The sequence below is a fragment of the Alsobacter sp. KACC 23698 genome (assembly GCF_045348435.1).
In the GTDB taxonomy this organism is placed as follows: Bacteria; Pseudomonadota; Alphaproteobacteria; order Rhizobiales; family Beijerinckiaceae; genus Alsobacter.
This window is the reverse complement of record NZ_CP157484.1, coordinates 5,222,945-5,239,433: the sequence shown is the minus strand read 5'-3', so window position 1 is coordinate 5,239,433 and position 16,489 is coordinate 5,222,945. Positions and strand designations below refer to the sequence as shown.

14 protein-coding genes are annotated in these 16,489 nt (G+C 65.9%); 7 read left to right on the top strand and 7 right to left on the bottom strand.

The annotated features are described in order from the left end of the window. Positions 1-6: 6 nt before the first annotated feature. Positions 7-489 (top strand): cyanase, encoded by a 483-nt coding sequence (gene cynS, locus ABEG18_RS25135; RefSeq protein WP_406855759.1) that lies wholly within the window; start codon positions 7-9, stop codon positions 487-489. Between the two features lie 417 nt (positions 490-906). Here cynS and ABEG18_RS25130 read toward each other — a convergent pair whose 3' ends face one another. The 3 genes from ABEG18_RS25130 to ABEG18_RS25120 form a co-directional block, all read right to left on the bottom strand. Next, positions 907-1,356 carry a universal stress protein gene (locus ABEG18_RS25130; RefSeq protein ID WP_406855758.1) on the bottom strand — a complete coding sequence of 150 codons (450 nt, stop codon included), beginning with the start codon at positions 1,354-1,356 and terminating at the stop codon, positions 907-909. Positions 1,357-1,415: 59 nt separating this feature from the next. Continuing rightward, entirely contained in the window at positions 1,416-1,679 is a 264-nt protein-coding gene (locus ABEG18_RS25125) for an Hsp20/alpha crystallin family protein (RefSeq protein WP_406855757.1), read from the bottom strand. 437 nt (positions 1,680-2,116) lie between these two features. Beyond that, a complete protein-coding gene (locus ABEG18_RS25120; RefSeq protein ID WP_406855756.1) occupies positions 2,117-3,070 on the bottom strand; it encodes a 1-phosphofructokinase family hexose kinase in 954 nt (317 codons plus the stop codon). Between the two features lie 107 nt (positions 3,071-3,177). Between ABEG18_RS25120 and ABEG18_RS25115 the strand changes: the two genes are divergently transcribed. The 6 genes from ABEG18_RS25115 to ABEG18_RS25090 all read left to right on the top strand — a co-directional run bounded on the left by ABEG18_RS25115 (position 3,178) and on the right by ABEG18_RS25090 (position 10,725). Further along, the gene (locus ABEG18_RS25115; RefSeq protein WP_406855755.1) at positions 3,178-4,233 is read left to right on the top strand and encodes a glucokinase; all 1,056 of its coding nucleotides are present in this window, start codon (positions 3,178-3,180) and stop codon (positions 4,231-4,233) included. A gap of 69 nt (positions 4,234-4,302) precedes the next feature. Then, positions 4,303-6,738: a phosphoenolpyruvate synthase gene (gene ppsA / locus ABEG18_RS25110; RefSeq protein WP_406855754.1), complete on the top strand. Its 2,436-nt coding sequence runs from the start codon at positions 4,303-4,305 to the stop codon at positions 6,736-6,738. Between the two features lie 486 nt (positions 6,739-7,224). Further along, the gene (locus ABEG18_RS25105) at positions 7,225-7,662 is read left to right on the top strand and encodes a DUF2267 domain-containing protein (protein ID WP_406855753.1); all 438 of its coding nucleotides are present in this window, start codon (positions 7,225-7,227) and stop codon (positions 7,660-7,662) included. Between the two features lie 211 nt (positions 7,663-7,873). Then, positions 7,874-8,443 carry a cold shock domain-containing protein gene (locus ABEG18_RS25100; RefSeq protein WP_406855752.1) on the top strand — a complete coding sequence of 190 codons (570 nt, stop codon included), beginning with the start codon at positions 7,874-7,876 and terminating at the stop codon, positions 8,441-8,443. Continuing rightward, entirely contained in the window at positions 8,440-10,248 is a 1,809-nt protein-coding gene (locus ABEG18_RS25095; RefSeq protein WP_406855751.1) for a helix-hairpin-helix domain-containing protein, read from the top strand. The genes ABEG18_RS25100 and ABEG18_RS25095 overlap by 4 nt, the downstream gene beginning before the upstream one ends. Before the next feature lie 24 nt (positions 10,249-10,272). Next, positions 10,273-10,725 carry a DUF3775 domain-containing protein gene (locus tag ABEG18_RS25090; protein ID WP_406858707.1) on the top strand — a complete coding sequence of 151 codons (453 nt, stop codon included), beginning with the start codon at positions 10,273-10,275 and terminating at the stop codon, positions 10,723-10,725. A 10-nt stretch (positions 10,726-10,735) separates the two neighbouring features. Here the strand turns inward: ABEG18_RS25090 and ABEG18_RS25085 are convergent, their stop codons facing one another. Genes ABEG18_RS25085 through ABEG18_RS25070 form a run of 4 tightly spaced genes read right to left on the bottom strand, consistent with a single transcriptional unit; the run spans position 10,736 to position 16,162 of the window. Next, positions 10,736-12,385, bottom strand: a complete 1,650-nt coding sequence (locus ABEG18_RS25085) for an AMP-binding protein (protein WP_406855750.1) — start codon at positions 12,383-12,385, stop codon at positions 10,736-10,738. Further along, positions 12,382-15,186: an AMP-binding protein gene (locus tag ABEG18_RS25080; protein ID WP_406855749.1), complete on the bottom strand. Its 2,805-nt coding sequence runs from the start codon at positions 15,184-15,186 to the stop codon at positions 12,382-12,384. Before ABEG18_RS25080 ends, ABEG18_RS25085 begins: the two co-directional genes overlap by 4 nt. 33 nt (positions 15,187-15,219) lie before the next feature. Beyond that, a complete protein-coding gene (locus ABEG18_RS25075; protein WP_406855748.1) occupies positions 15,220-15,681 on the bottom strand; it encodes a YbhB/YbcL family Raf kinase inhibitor-like protein in 462 nt (153 codons plus the stop codon). 10 nt (positions 15,682-15,691) lie between these two features. Continuing rightward, positions 15,692-16,162: a universal stress protein gene (locus ABEG18_RS25070; RefSeq protein WP_406855747.1), complete on the bottom strand. Its 471-nt coding sequence runs from the start codon at positions 16,160-16,162 to the stop codon at positions 15,692-15,694. Between the last annotated feature and the right edge of the window lie 327 nt (positions 16,163-16,489).

Here is a 16,489-nt window from a genome sequence, read left to right as displayed (position 1 = left end):
ACGCCCATGAAGCGCGAAGAGCTCACCGAGAAGATTCTCGACATCAAGCGCGAGAAGGGCTGGAACTGGAAATACATCACCGGCGAGATCGGCGGCATGTCGGAGGTGTTGATCGTCGGCGCTCTGCTCGGCCAGATGAAGCTGGTCAAGCCCTTGGCCGAGAAGGCGGCGGCGCTGTTCGACCTCAGCGAGAACGAGAAGCGCATGCTCAACGAAGTGCCCTATCGCGGCACGCCCATGCCGCCGACCGACCCACTGATTTATCGCTTCTACGAGATGGTGATGGTCAACGGCCCGGCCTGGAAGGCGCTGATCGAGGAGGAGTTCGGCGACGGCATCATGTCGGCGATCGACTTCAACATCGAGTTCGAGCGCGAGCCGAACCCGAAGGGAGACCGGGTCAAGATCGCGATGTCCGGCAAGTTCCTGCCCTATAAATATTACGGCAATGAGCAGGGCATCCCCGACTACGGGTTCAAGGAAAGCTGATGGCGTCGTTGGCCGCTTCAGGGCGGGCGGTCTTTGGGCGCCATCCTGCCCGCCAGCGGCGACGCCCAGGCCCAGAACGCAAAACTCCCCGGCGCTGGGGAGCGTCGGGGAGTTTTGGGAGTGTTGGTTGCGGGGACGAGCAACCACCGAAAGTTGAGTCTTATCTGTCACGTCTGAGCGATTAGCTTCTGAAGATGGAGCGCCCGCGCCCAGGCATCGGAGCAGACTCGGGCACACTGACTTCGTAACCTGCTAACGAGTCACTAGAGACGGAGTTCCGCCACCCGCGAACGGGCGAAGTCACCCGCCCGCGCTCGACCTCCACTGGAAATACGCCACCGAGGCGTCAAACGGCCCGCCCGGCAGATCGAGGTCGCCGAGTTGAACGGGTACTCACTTCACGGCGACGCAATCCGCTCAACCCTGTGCCGGGCGCACCACCAACACGGGCGTTCTCGAATGCGTCAGGACCTTCAAGGTCTGGCTGCCGAGCACGACGGCGGCTAGACCGCCCCGCCCGTGCGAACCCATTACGATCAGGTCGCTTCGGCGCTCTCGCGCGACCTCGATGATGGCCCGGTAGGGGTGTTCCGCTTCCCTATGCACGACGTCGCATTGAACATCCCTCGTCGTCGCTAGGGCGGCGGCGGCTGAAAGAACCATCTCGGCATGCGCCTTTGCGTGGGACGCGAATGCGGCCCGCGAGTCCTCGACTTGCTCCACCTCGAGCGAGAAAACGTGGAATGGCTCAGTAACGGTCAAGATGGTGAGCTTCGCGCCGAGCGCGGCCGCCAGATCTGCGGCGTGTTGGACCGAGTTCTGCGCCAGTGGCGCACCATCTGTCGCGACCAGGATTTCGCTGTACATAGCCTCAGCCCTCATGATCTGAACGGCAGGCGGCGTCCGCCGCCGCCGGCCGAGGCCGGTCAGGCCGCTTTGATGTTGATCCTTGTCTCCTTGGCGGCCGAAGCCGTCTTCGGCAGCGTCACCGTGAGGACGCCCTTGGAAAACGTCGCTTCGATCTTGGACGCGTCGACCCCGTCGGGCAGGCTGAAGGATCGCACATAGCTGCCGTAGCGGCGCTCAGAGACGCGGAAGTCGCCTTTCTCCTCGTGGCTTCGGCTCGCCTTCTCACCCCTGATCACCAGTGCGCCGTTGGCGACCTTCACCTCCACGTGCTTGTCGTCCATGCCGGGCATCTCAGCCGTGATCTCGAAGGCGCCGGGCCGCTCCACGACATCCACGACAGGCGAAAGCGGCCCCGTGAAGGATCGCCAATCCGCTCCAAAATCCGGATTCGCCGGTCCTCCTGACAGTCGCCAGGGCAAGCCAGCGCCGAGCTGGCGGAGGAGGTGATCCACATCGGATCTCAGTCGGTCGATCAGGGCCCAGTCCCGTCCTCCTGTCATTTCGCTCGGACTTTCCGACTTGACCGGCAGCTTCGTGGGTTGGGTCATGATGACCTCCTGTATGCTTCGCTCCGAGTTGGCGGGGGTGGAGTCGATATTGAACCTTAGCCACGGGGTGTCTTTGCCTTAGATCAACTTGACGGTCGCCCCTACGACACCGCCTACGTTCGACCGCCGCCTCCAGCAGCTTCAGGCGTCGCCCAGCAAGCCTGGCACGGTCAAGCGAGACTGGGCTGCTCATGATCTCCGGTCGAAAGAGCTGCCCGGAGTTTGACGATATCGGCAAGACGAGCCAGCTGCGTTCCTGGATTGAGGCAAGCGGCGGCGCCCGCGGCCACCGCTAAATCGAGCGCAGCCTGTGGGGCGAACTCAGATGCGAATCCATGAATGAGCCCGGCCAAGAAGCTGTCGCCTGCTCCGACCGTGCTCACGACCTCCACGTGAGGTGTTTTGGCCTGGTAGGCGCGGCGGTCGCCTATGAGCACGGCGCCTTCCGAGCCCAGGGTTACGGCGATCCACCGGGGGCCATTTTCGCCGAGCATAGGCGCACAGGCCCCTCGCAACTCGGCCATGTCGGACAGGCGGCTGGCCGTGATCTCTTCGAGCTCGTGTCGGCTGAGCTTGATCACGTCAGCAAGACCGCTCGCGAGCACGCGGCGCAGAGGACCTCCCGAGCAGTCGAGCGCGAAGCGCCACCCGCGCTGGCGCGCTAGTCGCCCGACCGCTTCATAATGGTCCTCCGGCGCACCAGGGGGCAAGCTGCCACTCGCGACAAGCCAATCGCATGCGCTCGCAGCGAGCGCGGAAAGTCCTAAATCGCATTCTTGGGGCGACAGATGCGGGCCAGCAGGCACGAACCGAAACTCGCGCCCGCTCGATCTCTCGCGCACAACGCTGCAGATTCGAGTGTCGCCGTTGATGGCGACGCAGATGCTGGGCAGCTTTTCGCGCTCCACGAGCGCTTCGAACAGCCCGCGCGTGACGCCGCCAGCGAGGTGGACGGACAGGACCGTTTCACCCAGCTCTCGCAGGACGCGAGCCACATTGACGCCGCCCCCACCAGGGTCGTGCCGAACATTGCTCGTCCGGAGCTTCTCGGTGGGCCGGATGTCCCCGATTTCACCCCAGATGTCGATGGTGGGATTGGCCGTGTAGGTGACGAACCCCGTCATGGCGGCTCCTGTTCACCCTTGAGATACTGGACCTGATCGGGCGCGGGTGCTTTGATCTGATGCAGGCGGCGCTCGTCATTCCAACTGGATCGTCATCGAGGCGCGTCATGGTCGGGTATCCCGTTCTCGTCGGGGACATCGGCGCAACCTATCTGCGGCTGGCGAGCGTATCGGGCCCACAGGCGGAACCGGTCCTGATCGGGCGGGTGGAAACGCGCGATTTCCAAACGTTGGCCGACGCGCTGACGCGCCTCCTGAGCACCGGCCAAGGCCCGTTTCACCAGGTTCGATTCCAGGCCGCTGCATTCGGCGTGGCGGGTCGCGTGCGTGGACCGGTGGTCCGTCTCACCAATTCGCCTTGGACCATTGATCCTGAGGACATTGGAAAACAGCTCGGAATAGAGCGGATTTCAGTAATGAACGATTATCCGCCCGTAGCCGCGGCCTTGAACAGCTTCCATCTTTCGCCCGCCGAAGAACTCGCCGCAATCGATGGGCCGTCATCCGGAGATCTTGGTCCACGCGTTGTATTTGGGCCCGGAACAGGGCTCGGCGCTGCCGCCATTAGACACATGCCTGGCGGATGTCGGGTGCTCGAACCGACCGAAGCCGGACATACCGAATTCGGCGCTTGCGAAGCGGAAGACTTCCCGGTCTGGGAGCAGTTAGAGCGTGCGCATGGTCGGATCACGGCGGAATCCGTTCTTTCCGCGCCCGGTCTCCTCCGGCTGCACCGAGCAGTCTCAAAGACCCACAAATCAAGCGACGAGCTCGCGACGCCCCCCGACGTCACGCGGGCTGCGGCGCGGGGCGACGAATTCGCCCGGCGCACGCTGGCGCTCTACTCACGTTTACTCGGTCGGTTCGCAGGCGACCTGGCGCTCATTTTTGGAGCCACTGGCGGAGTCTACATCTCGGGCCGCCTTGCCTCGCACATCATCGGTGTGCTGCGCGAAGGAGCCTTCCGGATCGCTTTCGAAAGCAAGGCTCCCTTTTCCGAATACATGAAAGCAATACCCACGTTCGTGATCACCCATCCCGAGCCGACCCTGCGTGGCCTAGCCGTGATCGTAGCCGCCCGAAGCGAATTTTCTTGCGACGGCATTGAATGGACCAGCGGGGCGAGAAAGTCCTCGCCGGCTGTTCCGTCGCAACGACCTTAGCGCTCGAGGCGCCATCCTCTGAGCGCGGCAGCCCGACCCGGCCTGCCATCCGTTGCACGGGAGAATGCTATGTCGTCAAAATTCATCCGGTTCTTCTCTGAGATCGGCGCGGACGACGTACCGATCGTGGGCGGAAAGAACGCCTCCTTGGGAGAGATGTTCACGGAGCTTACGCCATTAGGGGTGACGGTGCCCAACGGGTTCGCGTTGGTGGCCGAGGCCTATCGGCTAACCCTGGACTCCGCCGGCGCATGGCCGAAGCTTAAGGCGATCCTCGCGAACCTCGACCCGGACGACCACGCCGAACTGTCCCGCCGCGGATTGCAAGCTCAGAGTTTAGTGCTGGACTGCGCGCTGCCCAGTGAGCTTGAAGAGGACGTTAGAGCAGCCCTGGCCCGACTTGCAGCCGATTATGGTCCGGAGGTGAGCTTCGCCATTCGTTCCTCGGCTACTGCTGAGGACCTGCCTCAGGCAAGCTTCGCGGGCCAGCATATGAGCTTCTTGAATGTATCAGGCGATGAAGACGTTCTCGACGCGATCCGGAGGTGCTATGCTAGCCTCTTCACTGACCGCGCCATTCGCTACCGGATCAATAACGGCTTCGACCATTTCAAAATCTTTAATTCAGTCGGTGTCATGAAGATGGTTCGGTCAGACCTGGCGTGCTCGGGTGTGATCTTCACGTTGGACACCGAAAGCGGCTTCGCAGACGCTGTTTTGATTTCGGCATCTTACGGTCTTGGCGAATCTGTGGTCCAGGGAACTGTAGACCCGGACGAATTCTACGTTTTCAAGCCGACATATCGGTCCGGGAAACGAGCCATATTGAAGCATGTGCTGGGAAGCAAGGAGAGCAAGCTCATTTACGCCGATGCAGGCGGCGGGCCGACGACCCAGACGCGGCCTGTGGCGACCAATGACCAAGAGCGCTTCTGCCTCTCCGACGACGAAGCTCTCGCCTTGGCGGGCCAGGGCATCGCAATCGAGGAACACTATAGTCGCCGCGCCGGTGCATGGCGCCCCATGGACATCGAATGGGCGAAGGACGGCATTGAGGGCCGGCTCTACATCCTGCAGGCTCGGCCAGAGACCGTGGTATCGCGGCGCAACCGCCATATCCTGACGACCTATGACGTTAAGCCATCCGGGCCGCCCAAGGTAATTGGTCGATCCGTTGGCGCGAGCATCGCAGCGGGGCATGCACGGGTCATTGCGCAATCCGCTGACCTCGATGCGTTTCAAGAAGGCGAAATCCTCGTCGCCGAAATGACATCGCCGGACTGGGGCACGATTATGAAGCAGGCCGCCGCGCTCGTGACGGACCGTGGCGGGCGGACTTGCCACGCCGCCATCGTCGCGCGCGAGACAGGCATCCCGGCCGTGGTCGGCACAGGTTCTGGATCAAGGGCCATCAAGACAGGCGACCTCATCACCGTGTCATGCGCCGAGGGAGATGTGGGGCGCGTCTATGATGGGGCCATTCCTTTCGCGACAAGCGAGACGGACCTCTCGGCCCTCGATCGTCCGATCACAAAGATCATGATCAACGTGGGCGACCCCGACCGGGCTTTCGCCCTCGCCGCGCTTCCCAACGAGGGAGTGGGTCTTGCGCGCATGGAATTCATCATATCCGAACTGATCAAGATCCACCCGATGGCTCTCGTACATCCGGAGCGGGTCACGGATAGCGCTGATTGTGCCGCGATCGCCGCGCTCACGGCCCGCTCCGAAAGTCCGCGACGCTACTTCATCGATAGTCTCGCGGAGGGCGCCGGCATGATCGCGGCGGCGTTCTTCCCTAAGCCCGTGATTATCCGCATGTCGGACTTCAAGACTAACGAATACGCTGCCCTGTTGGGGGGGAAGGTCTTCGAGCCCGTTGAAGCCAATCCAATGATAGGTTTTCGCGGAGCTTCACGCTATTCGCACCCAGCATACGCCGAGGCTTTTGGGCTCGAATGCGCCGCAATGAAACGCGCCCGCGACGCCATGGGCCTGACAAACATCAGACTGATGATCCCGTTTTGCCGACGGGTGGAGGAGGCGGACTCGGTCCTCGCCACCATGGCGCGTCACGGGCTTGAGCGTGGAAAGGACGGGCTCCAAATCTATTTGATGTGTGAGATCCCGAACAACGTCATTCTGATCGACGCCTTCGCGCGGCGTTTCGACGGCTTCTCGATAGGATCGAACGATCTGACGCAGCTGGTGCTCGGAGTGGACCGCGATTCCGAGATCGTGGCGTTCGATTTCGATGAACGGGACCCCGGCGTCAAGGTGATGCTGATGCAGGCGATCGAAGGCGCGCACCGAAATCAACGGCACTGCGGAATTTGTGGACAGGCGCCCTCCGACTATCCTGAAATCGCCGAGATGTTGGTAGAGGCCGGAATCGACTCGCTCAGCCTCAGCCCAGACAGCGTGCTCCGTACGACGCGGCGGGTGATTGAGATTGAACATCGACTGGGACGATCATCCGACGACGTTCGTCGGGAGAGCAGCTAGATGTTCAGGGACAGGGTTGACGCCGGACGCCAGCTCGCCGTTGCGCTCTCCCGTTTCAGGGCCGAGACGCCGATCGTCCATCGCAAGATGGCCGAACTGGCGCCCTAGGGCTGGCGCGCGACACAAGAGCGCTCGAGTGCGCGCCCGGCGCCGAAACTGATCCAGAACAGGGCGGCTCCCTGGAAGCCCGCGTAGAGTGCTCCGCAGAGCCAGACCCTGGCAGAAGAGCATCGTGCCCGGACCAACGAAATCATCCTGTCCTGCCCGATAAAGCGAACGAGATCGCTGAGCGGTGAGTGGGCCCCGTTTCAACCCGCTTCAGAGGGCCGGAAAGGGACCAAGTTCACCATAGAGGCGGCCTGACCGTCTCCCCTGCGGGCGTGTGTCCCGCGCGATGCGGCAGTGAACCGGACCGTCGGCAGTTGCGAGCCGCGGCGCGACCCTCTCCTCAGCAACCAAAGCGGGCGCCGCCCGCGGAGCGCGGTCATGAACACAACCCATGTTTCAGCCCTGAATCATACCATCGAGCAGACCAACTCCTGGCTGAAGAAGCTGGAAGATCTTCAATTCTCTGACCGTCAGGAGGCCTATGCGGGGCTCAGGTCCGTGCTGCACGCCTTGCGGGATCGTCTGACGCCGGAGCAGGCCGTCCACTTGGGCGCGCAACTGCCGACCTTGGTGCGGGGTGTTTACTACGAGGGGTGGAAACCGTCGCAAACGCCCACCCCCGGTCATCACCTGCTGGAATTCCTGGAGAGGGTCGCCTCCGAACTTCCGCCGCAGTTCCCCTATTCGGCCGACGAAACCGCCGAGGCGGTGTTCAATATGCTTTGGGAAGAGTTGGATCCGGGCGAGAGCGCCAAGGTCATCCAATCCATGCCGTCAGCGGTCCGCGGCCTCTGGCCGAAGATCGCATTGCCTTAGGCGAGTGCGGGACCGGAGGGCCGAACCGAGCCGCCGGCCTGGGACTTGCTCTTCGGGCCAGAACTGATCCGCAGCAATTCCCCCGCGCTGCGGCGGTCTAGTGTGGCGCGTCTGAACCATCCCGGGAGCTCTCGACGAACGATCGAAGCTGCGGTCCAGAGCCGCGTGATCGCCGTCTCCAGGGCGCCCGATCGAACTTCCATGGTGACCCATGCAAACTCCCGTCGAGATCGACTTTCAGGGCATGGAACCCGTCGACTTCGTGCGCGACGAAGCGATCGAGCACGTGCAGAAGCTCGAAAAGCGCTATGGCCGGATCACGGCCTGCCGCGTGGCGGTGAAGAAGCCCAGCGGCCATCACCAGACAGGCGGGCTCTACGAGATCAACGTCTGGCTCTCGCTGCCGGAAGGTCGCGAAGTCGCTGTGGTCAAAACTCCTCAATTGGACGAGCGGCATTCCCATCTGATCTTCGCGCTCGGAGACGCGTTCAAACGCGCAGAGCGACGCCTGCAGGATCATGTCCGCAAGCTGCAGCGGCAGGTGAAGATCCATGAGGAGGCCCCGGTCGGCACCGTCACCCAGCTCTCGCCCGACGCCGAGTTCGGCTTTCTGACCACGGCGGATGGTCGCGAGATCTATTTCCACCGCAACAGCGTCCTGCACGGCCAATATTCCCGGCTCAAAGTGGGATCGCGGGTGTCGTTCGCCGAGGAGATGGGCGACAAGGGCCCGCAGGCGAGCTCCGTGCGGCCCCTGGGCCGGCACGGGATGCGCCTGTGAGCGCCGGCGCCGCAGCAGACGGACCCGCGTCCCCGCTGGACGCCGGAGCGCGGACCGCCGCGCCGCAAGCGCCGGATAATGTCTACGTAGCCGACAGGCTGGACGAGACGGCCGACCTCCTGCAACTGCAGGACGCGAACCCGTTCCGGGTCCGCGCCTATCGGAACGCCGCCCGCACCATCCGGCGACACGGCGTTCCGGTCGCGGAGATGATCTCCAAGGGGCCGCCGCTCACAGACTTGCCCGGCATCGGCGAGGACCTGGCGGGCAAGATCGCCGAATGCGCCATGACGGGCGCTCACGCCCTCCTGCGCGAGTTGCGGCAGGGTGTGCCGCCGTTCGTGGTGGAGTTGCTGGATATTCCGGGGATCGGTCCCAAGCGCGCGATAGCGCTGTGGCGGGACTTGGGCGTGCGCACACGCGAGCAACTGCGCAGGGCTGCGCTGGAGGGTCGCATCGCGGGCGCGAGCGGGCTCGGGCGGGCGGCGCAGGACGCGGTTGCGGCCATGCTGGCGAAGGCGCCAACCACGCCGAGCCGGGTTCCCATTCCGCTCGCCGCGCCCGTAGCCCGGGCGCTCGAAGTCCACCTGCGCGCGGCTGCTGGGGTCGAGCAGGTCACGGTCGCGGGCAGCTTCCGGCGCGGGCGCGAGACCGTGGGCGACCTGGACGTACTCGCAACCGCCGCGAAAGGCGACGCCTGCATCGAGCGCTTCTGCGCCTTTCCGGACATCACGCGCGTAGCCGCCCGGGGTGACACGAAGGCGACCGTGGTGCTGCGCTCAGGCATGCAGGTGGATCTTCGGGTGGTCGCACCAAACGCCTACGGCTCGGCTCTCCAGTACTTCACGGGGTCCAAGGCGCACTCGATCGCCTTGCGTCGCATAGCGCAAAGGCGGGGGCTTAAACTCAACGAATACGGGGTTTTTCGCGACGGACAGCGCATTGCAGGGGAAACGGAGGAGTCGGTCTACGCGGCGATCGGCCTGCCCCTGATCCCACCAGAACTGCGGGAGAACCGGGGCGAGATAGAAGCGGCCCTGGCGGGGCGGCTGCCGGCGCTCGTGCGTGCCGCCGATCTTCGAGGCGACCTCCACGTCCACTGCGCGCTGGACGATGCGGCCCTCGCGGAGGCTTTTTGCCAGGCCGCCGCCAGCCGAGGCTGGACCTACCTGGGCCTGGTCGACCAAGCGTCACGCCTGGTCAGCGCCAACGGCGGCGAGCCGGCGGCCCTGGAACGCGCGCTCAAGCGGATTCCCGCCGAACTCCGTGGCGTGCGCGTACTGCGCGTTGTGGAGTGCGACATCACGCCGGAAGGCGCTCTCGCACTTCCAGAAACCCTCAGGCAAGCCGCCGACGTGGTAATCGCCGCCGTCCATTCCCGCTTCGACCTGTCGCGCGACGAGCAGACCCGGCGGACGCTGCGGGCCCTCCAGGACCCCGCTTTGCGGATCCTGGCCCAGCCCAGCCGTCGCCTGGTCGTCCGCGACGCGCCCTACGACGTGGACATGGGGCAGGTTATCCGGGGGGCGGCGGCGGCAGGCGTCGCCGTTGAAATTTCGGCCGATCCGGCCCGGCTCGACATCGGCGACTTAGACAGTCGGCTGGCGCGCGAGGCCGGTGTTCCCGTCTCGTTGTCCTGCGAAGCGACGTCGCCAGAGGATCTCGCGGACCTGAACTTCGCGCTCCTGCAAGCGCGACGCGGATGGCTGGAGGCGCGCCATGTGCTGAACGCCCGGCCCTGGCCCGAGCTGGTCTCCTGGCTGCGCGGCGCGGCCCGGGGCCGGCCGGTGAGCGCCCCGGCGTAAGTGCGAGTGAAAAAGGAGACGACGATGGCAGACATAGAGTTGGCGATCTCGCCCGAAAAGGTCTGCGCAGTGGCCGCTTTGGCGCGCCGTTTCGATGCCAAGGACGAAGTGACGGAAACCGACATCGGCTCCAATCCCGCCGATGATCTGCAGGTGGCGGTGCTGGAGAACCATCCCGACGATCCCGTGCTGAGGGAGCTCGTCGCCCTCATCAACGGGCTCAGCGAGGATGAGCAGATCGATCTCGTCGCCCTCACTTGGCTTGGCCGGGGGGACGACAGCATCGAAAATTTCGACAGCCTTCGCCAGGCCGCCTCCGACGCCCACAATGCGAGAACGGCGCGCTATCTTTGCGGCACGCCCCTGCTCGGCGATTATCTCAAGGAGGGGCTGGCCCAATGCGACCTGTCCTGCGAGGAGTTTGAGCCGGGCCGCCCTGACGCGGAATCGCCTGAAGCGTCGGGCGCCTCCCGCTGATCGGGGGCATTCAAGACAGGGTGTGGGCGAGACGCCCTTTCAGAATCTTGCCGAGCGCGGACTTGGGCAGTCGGTCGACGAACCGGATCAAGGCAGGGTGTTCGTAGGGCGCGAGGCGGTTCTCCAGGAAGCCGCTCAGGTCCTTCGCCGTGATGCTGGCCCGGGGCCGCATGACCACGAAGGCCGCCAGTCGGCTGTCTGGACCGTCCGCCGGCGCTCCGATCACGGCCACGTCGGCCACCGCCGGGTGCTCTCGGATTGCGTCCTCCACCACCCGTGGAAACACATGGCGACCCCGGACCGTGACCATGTCCTTGAGACGATCGACCACGAACAGGTACCCATCCCGGTCTATCCTGCCGAGGTCGCCCGTGCGAAGCCAACCGCCGCCGAGTACTGCGGCTGTTTCCTCGGGCCGATTCCAGTAGCCCGCCATCAACTGTGGGCCGGACACGCAGATCTCGCCCACCTCCCCTGCCGGCTCGCGCTGCGGCGCGTGCGGCTCGACGATGCGCAGCCGAGTCCCCGGGAGAGGCAAGCCGCAGGACGCCGGCTTGATCGGTACGTCCAAAGATCCGCAGGTCACGACAGGCCCGCACTCGGTCAGACCATACCCCTGCAGAACGCGCGCGCCGGTCGCCGCCTTGAAGGCGTCCGCGAGCGCCGGATCGAGCGGGTCGCCCCCGGAGATGCAAACCTTCAGCGCTGAGAGATCCGCCCTCGCCAGCCTCCGCCGCTGCAGCAGCGCCCGGAACATGAGGGGCACGCCGATCAGGATGGTGGCGCGACGGCGCTCCATGGCGCGGATCACCGCATCCGGATCGAAGCGAGGCTGCAGGATCATCTCGGCGCCCAGCGCGACAGCGAAGAGCATCACCGCGGTCATCCCAAAGGCATGGAAGAAGGGCAGAACGGCCACGATCTTGTCGGCGCCCGGCTCGGCCTGGGTGAACCAACGGGCGAGTTGCACGGCGTTGGCGTGAAGGGCGCGATGGGTCAGCATCACGCCCTTGGGCTCTCCCGTCGTCCCGCCCGTGTACTGCAGAACTGCGAGCTCGGTTGGGTCCGTCACGGCTGGCCCAGGCTGACCTTCGATCCGTTCGAAGCGGAGAAAGCGAGGATCGTCGGCCGGGATCGTCCCTCTGCCCCCGAAGGGAGTCCATCGATAGAGGAGGCGCGCCGCGCCGCCCAGGAAGTCGGTCGCCCCGGCTACGATGCAGCGTTGGACGAGGCACTCGTGCATCAAAGCCTTCGCCACCGCGAGGTGGTCGGCCAAATCCAGCACGATGATGGTCCGGAATCCTGAATCGCGCGCCTGCCGAGCGATCTCTGGAATGGCGAGCAGCGGACTGACATTGACCACGACCAAACCCGCCCGCAGCACGCCCAGGAACGCGATCACCGCACTCGGGCAGTTCGGCAGCATGAGGCCGACCCGCTCGCCACGTTCGGCGCCGATCGCCCGCAATCCGCCGGCCACACGCGCCACCTGCGCCGACAAAACCGCATAGGTGAGCGTTTCTCCGGCCGACCGACAGGCGACGTGGCTCCCGAAACGATCGCAGGCTTCGTCGAGCATCGACTCCACCCGGGCTGGCGGGATGGGCAGCGCCCAGTCGACCGCTGGTGGATAGGTCCTGCCGCCGGCGTTCAGGGTCATGGCGCAAGGTCCGGCTCGCCGAAGGCGGGCAACATTTTGCGGCGAACAGCGTCCCGCAGCCGCACCGCCGCTTCGAAGCCGGTCCCCTCCGCAGCTTCCGGCGCAAGCGCCTCGACGACGATGGTCGCCTTCCTTGGAAACCACTGGTCTCCACGCAGGACCGACCGCGTCCCGCGCAAGACCACCGGGGTCACCGGCCGGCCGGTCTCAGCAGCCACCAGGAAAGCGCCGAGGCGGAAGGGGCGAAGCCCCGGCTCGCGCGTGAAGGTCCCTTCGGGAAACACGACGAGAAGGCCCCCGGACCGGGCCGCCGCAGCGGTGCGGCCCAGGTCCGCAGCGGCGAGATCGGAAGAGTCGCGAGCGACGAAAACCGTCCCGAGCGCGCGCAGGAACGGCCCCGCCACCCATTGGCCGGCAAGTTCCCGCTTCGCCACGAAGGTCAGGGGCCCCGGCAAGACGGCCGCCAGCGCCAGTCCGTCCACGTAGCTCGCGTGCGTGGCGGCGATGACGCCGTCCCGGACGATCCGTTCGGCTCCCCGCAGGGCCACGGGCGTTCCGGCCGCCCACAGCACGGTGCGCGCAAGGGCGCTGAGCACGCGCCAGCGCCGCTCTCGGCCCGGGATGGCCACCACCAGCGGCCAGCCGACCGCTGCCCCAATCACGATGGCGCCCCACCAGCGTGCGGCGAAGACATAAGCCCCAGCCGTGCGGCCAGCCCGGGCCGCGGCCGCGCTGAGCGACTGGAGAGCGAACCGGACACCCTGCAACCATGGCGGAAGCCCCGAGGGGGCCAGCCGGCCCGCGAGGTAGAGATCCCGGGCCGCGGAGCGCCGCAACTTGCCGCTGGACGTCTTGGGCACCACGTGCGGCGGCACGAGGACGACCTCCTCCGGTGGCGCGTCGAGCAGCCGCCCGGCCGCCTCGGTCACGCGCGCCCGCAAGTCGGCCAGACGTTCGGGCGCGAAGTCCCGCGCCTCGGCCATGACGACGATCTTCTCGGTGCCCGCCTTGACGTCCGGCGCCGAGAACACCGCGACGCACCCCCTCCGGACGCCATCGAGTTCGCCAACCGCGCTCTCGATCTCTTCCGGGTAGATGTGACGCCCCGCCCGGATGATGATGTCCTTGCTGCGGCCGGTGATAAATAGCTCCCCGGAGACCGTGTAGGCGAGATCTCCGGTGTTGAGCCAAGTTCCGTCGAACAAATCGCGGGTCTTGGCAGGATCGTTGACATATCCCGCCGTGGCCGAAGGTCCCCTAAACTGCAGCCGGCCTTCCCGGCGGTCCGGGGTCTCGCCCGCTTCATCCAGGATCCGAACCTCATGTCCGGGTAGCGGCCGTCCGCAACCGACGAACTCCACCGCGTCCGAAGCGTCCGCCGGCGCCGGCCGGGCGCGTCCCTCCCGGGCCAGCGCGCTACGATCGATGCGATCGAACACCGGCGCGCGCCCGGGCGGCGGAAAGGCCAGGCCCACCGCATTCTCGGCGAGTCCATAGACGGGCGCCATGGCGGATGGCCTGAAGCCGCAGCGGGCGAAGCGCTCGGTGAAACGGCGGACCGTGTCGGCGCTCACGGCCTCGGCGCCGTTCGCCGCCATTCGCAAGCAGGAGAGGTCGAGCCCATCGAGATCAGCGTCGGCGATCTTCCTGATGCAGAGTTCATAGGCGAAGTTGGGGGCGGCGGTCAGCGTCGCGCGGTGGCGCTGAATGGTCCAGAGCCATTCCGCCGGCCGCACCAGAAAAACGAGCGGCGCCATGATCACAACAGGAGCCCCGAAATACAGGCTGCCAAGCCAGGCCCCGATCAGCCCCATGTCGTGATAGAGCGGCAGCCAGCTGACGAACACGTCCCTGGAACTCGCCTCCATGGCGGCGCCCATGGCGCGGATATTGGCCAGCAGGTTGGCGTGGCTCAGGGCGACCCCTTTGGGCCGCCCTGTGCTGCCCGACGTGTACTGAACGAGCGCAAGCGCGTGAGGAGCGTTGCGCCCCGCCCTGTCGGGCGGCTCGTCTCCCAGATCATGCACGGTCGCGACGAGCTTCAGCGACTCCACCTGGAGACGCAGCATGGCGGCGACGGCCCGCCCTTCCGCAGGGACAATGAGGATCGCGGCGGTCGCATTGCGCAGAATCTCGGCCTGCCTCTGCAGGTGCTCCAGCAATTGCGATGGTCGCGACGGCGGATAAAGGGGCATCGGCGCCCCTCCGGCGTAGAGGACGCCGAAGAAGGCGACGATGAAGTCCGCTCCGGTGGGAAGCATCAGGGCGACGCGCTCGCCCGGCGACAGGCCCGCGCGCTGCAGCCCGCCCGCCGCGGCCAGAGCCCGCCGCCGCAGCTCGCCATAGCGGATCTGGATCTCAGAGCCATCTCCGCCATGGAGCACGACATGAACGCGGTCGGGGCAGCGCTGCGCGTGCCAGTCCAGCACCGCAGTGAGCGTTTCCGCTCCAACAGGCGCCGCCACCTCGCCAGGTGAAAGCACCGGCGCAGGGGCGCGAGCGGTGGGCCGACCGCCTGCGCTCACGGCGGCCGCGGCGAGCGCGTCGAGGGTCTCGGCGCTGGCCAACAGGGTTTCGGGGAGGCGCACTTTGAAGTTCCGTTCCAGGCGCAGGAGCAGCTCGGCGCGCGAAAGGCTGTCGAACCCCCACTCGCGGTCCAGGGAACTGGCTGGCGTGAGGTGCGGTGGCGGCGGTCGCCCGCCATGAAGTTGAGCGTACAGCGCGCCTGCCACCGCCATGGCCGACTGGGACGCCACGGGACGGCCTTGCTCCGCCTGACTCCTCTCCGTCGTTCCATCCACGAATCCGGTCCCCCCGCTGGCGCTGATCCATTTTCAGCGGCCGTAGATTCCTTCCAGGACAGCCTCCGCGATGAGGCGCTTGCGCGCCTCCTGCTCCACCATCCGGCACGACGGCTTGGCGGGAATGGCCAGGGCCGCCGTCGAGAGCGCCAGAAGCCGGAAGCGGTAGCGGTGGGGTCCGTGACCGCGCGGGGGACACGGGCCGCCATAGCCTGGCCGGCCGAAATCGTTGACGGCCTGTTTCAGGTGGCCTTCCGCGCCTGCTCCCTCGGGCAGGCGCCGCAGCGCGGGGGGAAGATCGTAAACCGCCCAATGGCGCCAGACGCCAGCAGGAGCGTCCGGGTCCTCGCACAGGAGCGCGAAGCTGAGCGCGTCCTCCGGGGCGTCGCCCCACTCCAGGGGCGGCGAGACGTCCTCACCATCGCAGGTGTGTCGCCGCGGTATTCCCTGGCCGGGAGAAAATGCCGGTGAACGAAGATGCATCGCCGAGGCCATGGAAGCCTCCTCAGGTCAGGGTCGCCCAAGGCCCGGAGTCGTCGGGTCGAATGACCAGAACCGGAATCTTGGAGTGGGTCAGGACCTTCATGGTTTCGCTGCCCAGGATCACGGCAGCCACTCCGCTTCGCCCGTGCGAGGCCATGACGATCAGGTCGCAGTCGCGATCGGCGGCGGCGTCGATGATCGCCTCATAGGGCCGGTCAGACTCGACTTGGACAAGCTCGTAGCTGACGCCCTGGGCGCGCGCGAGCGACGCCGCGTCATTCAGCGCCCGTTCGGCCATTGCGCGCGCATGCGCCTCGTACTGGGGCCGATTGTCCTCGAGTTGCTGGACTTCAAGCGAGAAGACATGAAAGGGCTCGGTGACGGTTACGATCGAGAGCCGGGCGCCCAGCGCGCGGGCCAGACCCACCGCATGTTCCACGGCGTGCCTGGCGAACGGCGTTCCATCTGTTGCAGCGATGACGTGCCGGTACATGACGCCTCTCTTGGGCGGACCGCAGCCCGCGCTCTCGATCTATGGAGGACGTCAGTATGGGATGAGCGCTGAGATGCGACGCTGACCCGGATCAGTTTCGCCGGCACCGCCGCCCCGCCTCTCACGGCGCGAAGTACGTTTTCTTGCGACAGTGTTGAATGGATCAGCGGGTCGGAAGGCTCCTCACTGGCTGTTCCACCGAACCAATGCCAGCGCTCGGGTGAGTCCTGCTCTGAGCGTGGTGGCCCGCTGCAATCGGCGTGGAGTGAGCGGCGCATACCACGAATTCAGTCAGACCTCAGACGATCAGGTCATCGCTCTTCTGCG

Bases quoted from the DNA above. Each gene is read 5' to 3' on its own strand.
- cynS (WP_406855759.1), top strand. From the start codon at position 7: ATGAAGCGCGAAGAGCTCACCGAGAAGATTCTCGACATCAAGCGCGAG.
- ABEG18_RS25130 (WP_406855758.1), bottom strand. From the start codon at position 1,356: ATGTACAGCGAAATCCTGGTCGCGACAGATGGTGCGCCACTGGCGCAG.
- ABEG18_RS25125 (WP_406855757.1), bottom strand. From the start codon at position 1,679: ATGGACGACAAGCACGTGGAGGTGAAGGTCGCCAACGGCGCACTGGTG.
- ABEG18_RS25120 (WP_406855756.1), bottom strand. From the start codon at position 3,070: ATGACGGGGTTCGTCACCTACACGGCCAATCCCACCATCGACATCTGG.
- ABEG18_RS25115 (WP_406855755.1), top strand. From the start codon at position 3,178: ATGGTCGGGTATCCCGTTCTCGTCGGGGACATCGGCGCAACCTATCTG.
- ppsA (WP_406855754.1), top strand. From the start codon at position 4,303: ATGTCGTCAAAATTCATCCGGTTCTTCTCTGAGATCGGCGCGGACGAC.
- ABEG18_RS25105 (WP_406855753.1), top strand. From the start codon at position 7,225: ATGAACACAACCCATGTTTCAGCCCTGAATCATACCATCGAGCAGACC.
- ABEG18_RS25100 (WP_406855752.1), top strand. From the start codon at position 7,874: ATGCAAACTCCCGTCGAGATCGACTTTCAGGGCATGGAACCCGTCGAC.
- ABEG18_RS25090 (WP_406858707.1), top strand. From the start codon at position 10,273: ATGGCAGACATAGAGTTGGCGATCTCGCCCGAAAAGGTCTGCGCAGTG.
- ABEG18_RS25085 (WP_406855750.1), bottom strand. From the start codon at position 12,385: ATGACCCTGAACGCCGGCGGCAGGACCTATCCACCAGCGGTCGACTGG.
- ABEG18_RS25075 (WP_406855748.1), bottom strand. From the start codon at position 15,681: ATGGCCTCGGCGATGCATCTTCGTTCACCGGCATTTTCTCCCGGCCAG.
- ABEG18_RS25070 (WP_406855747.1), bottom strand. From the start codon at position 16,162: ATGTACCGGCACGTCATCGCTGCAACAGATGGAACGCCGTTCGCCAGG.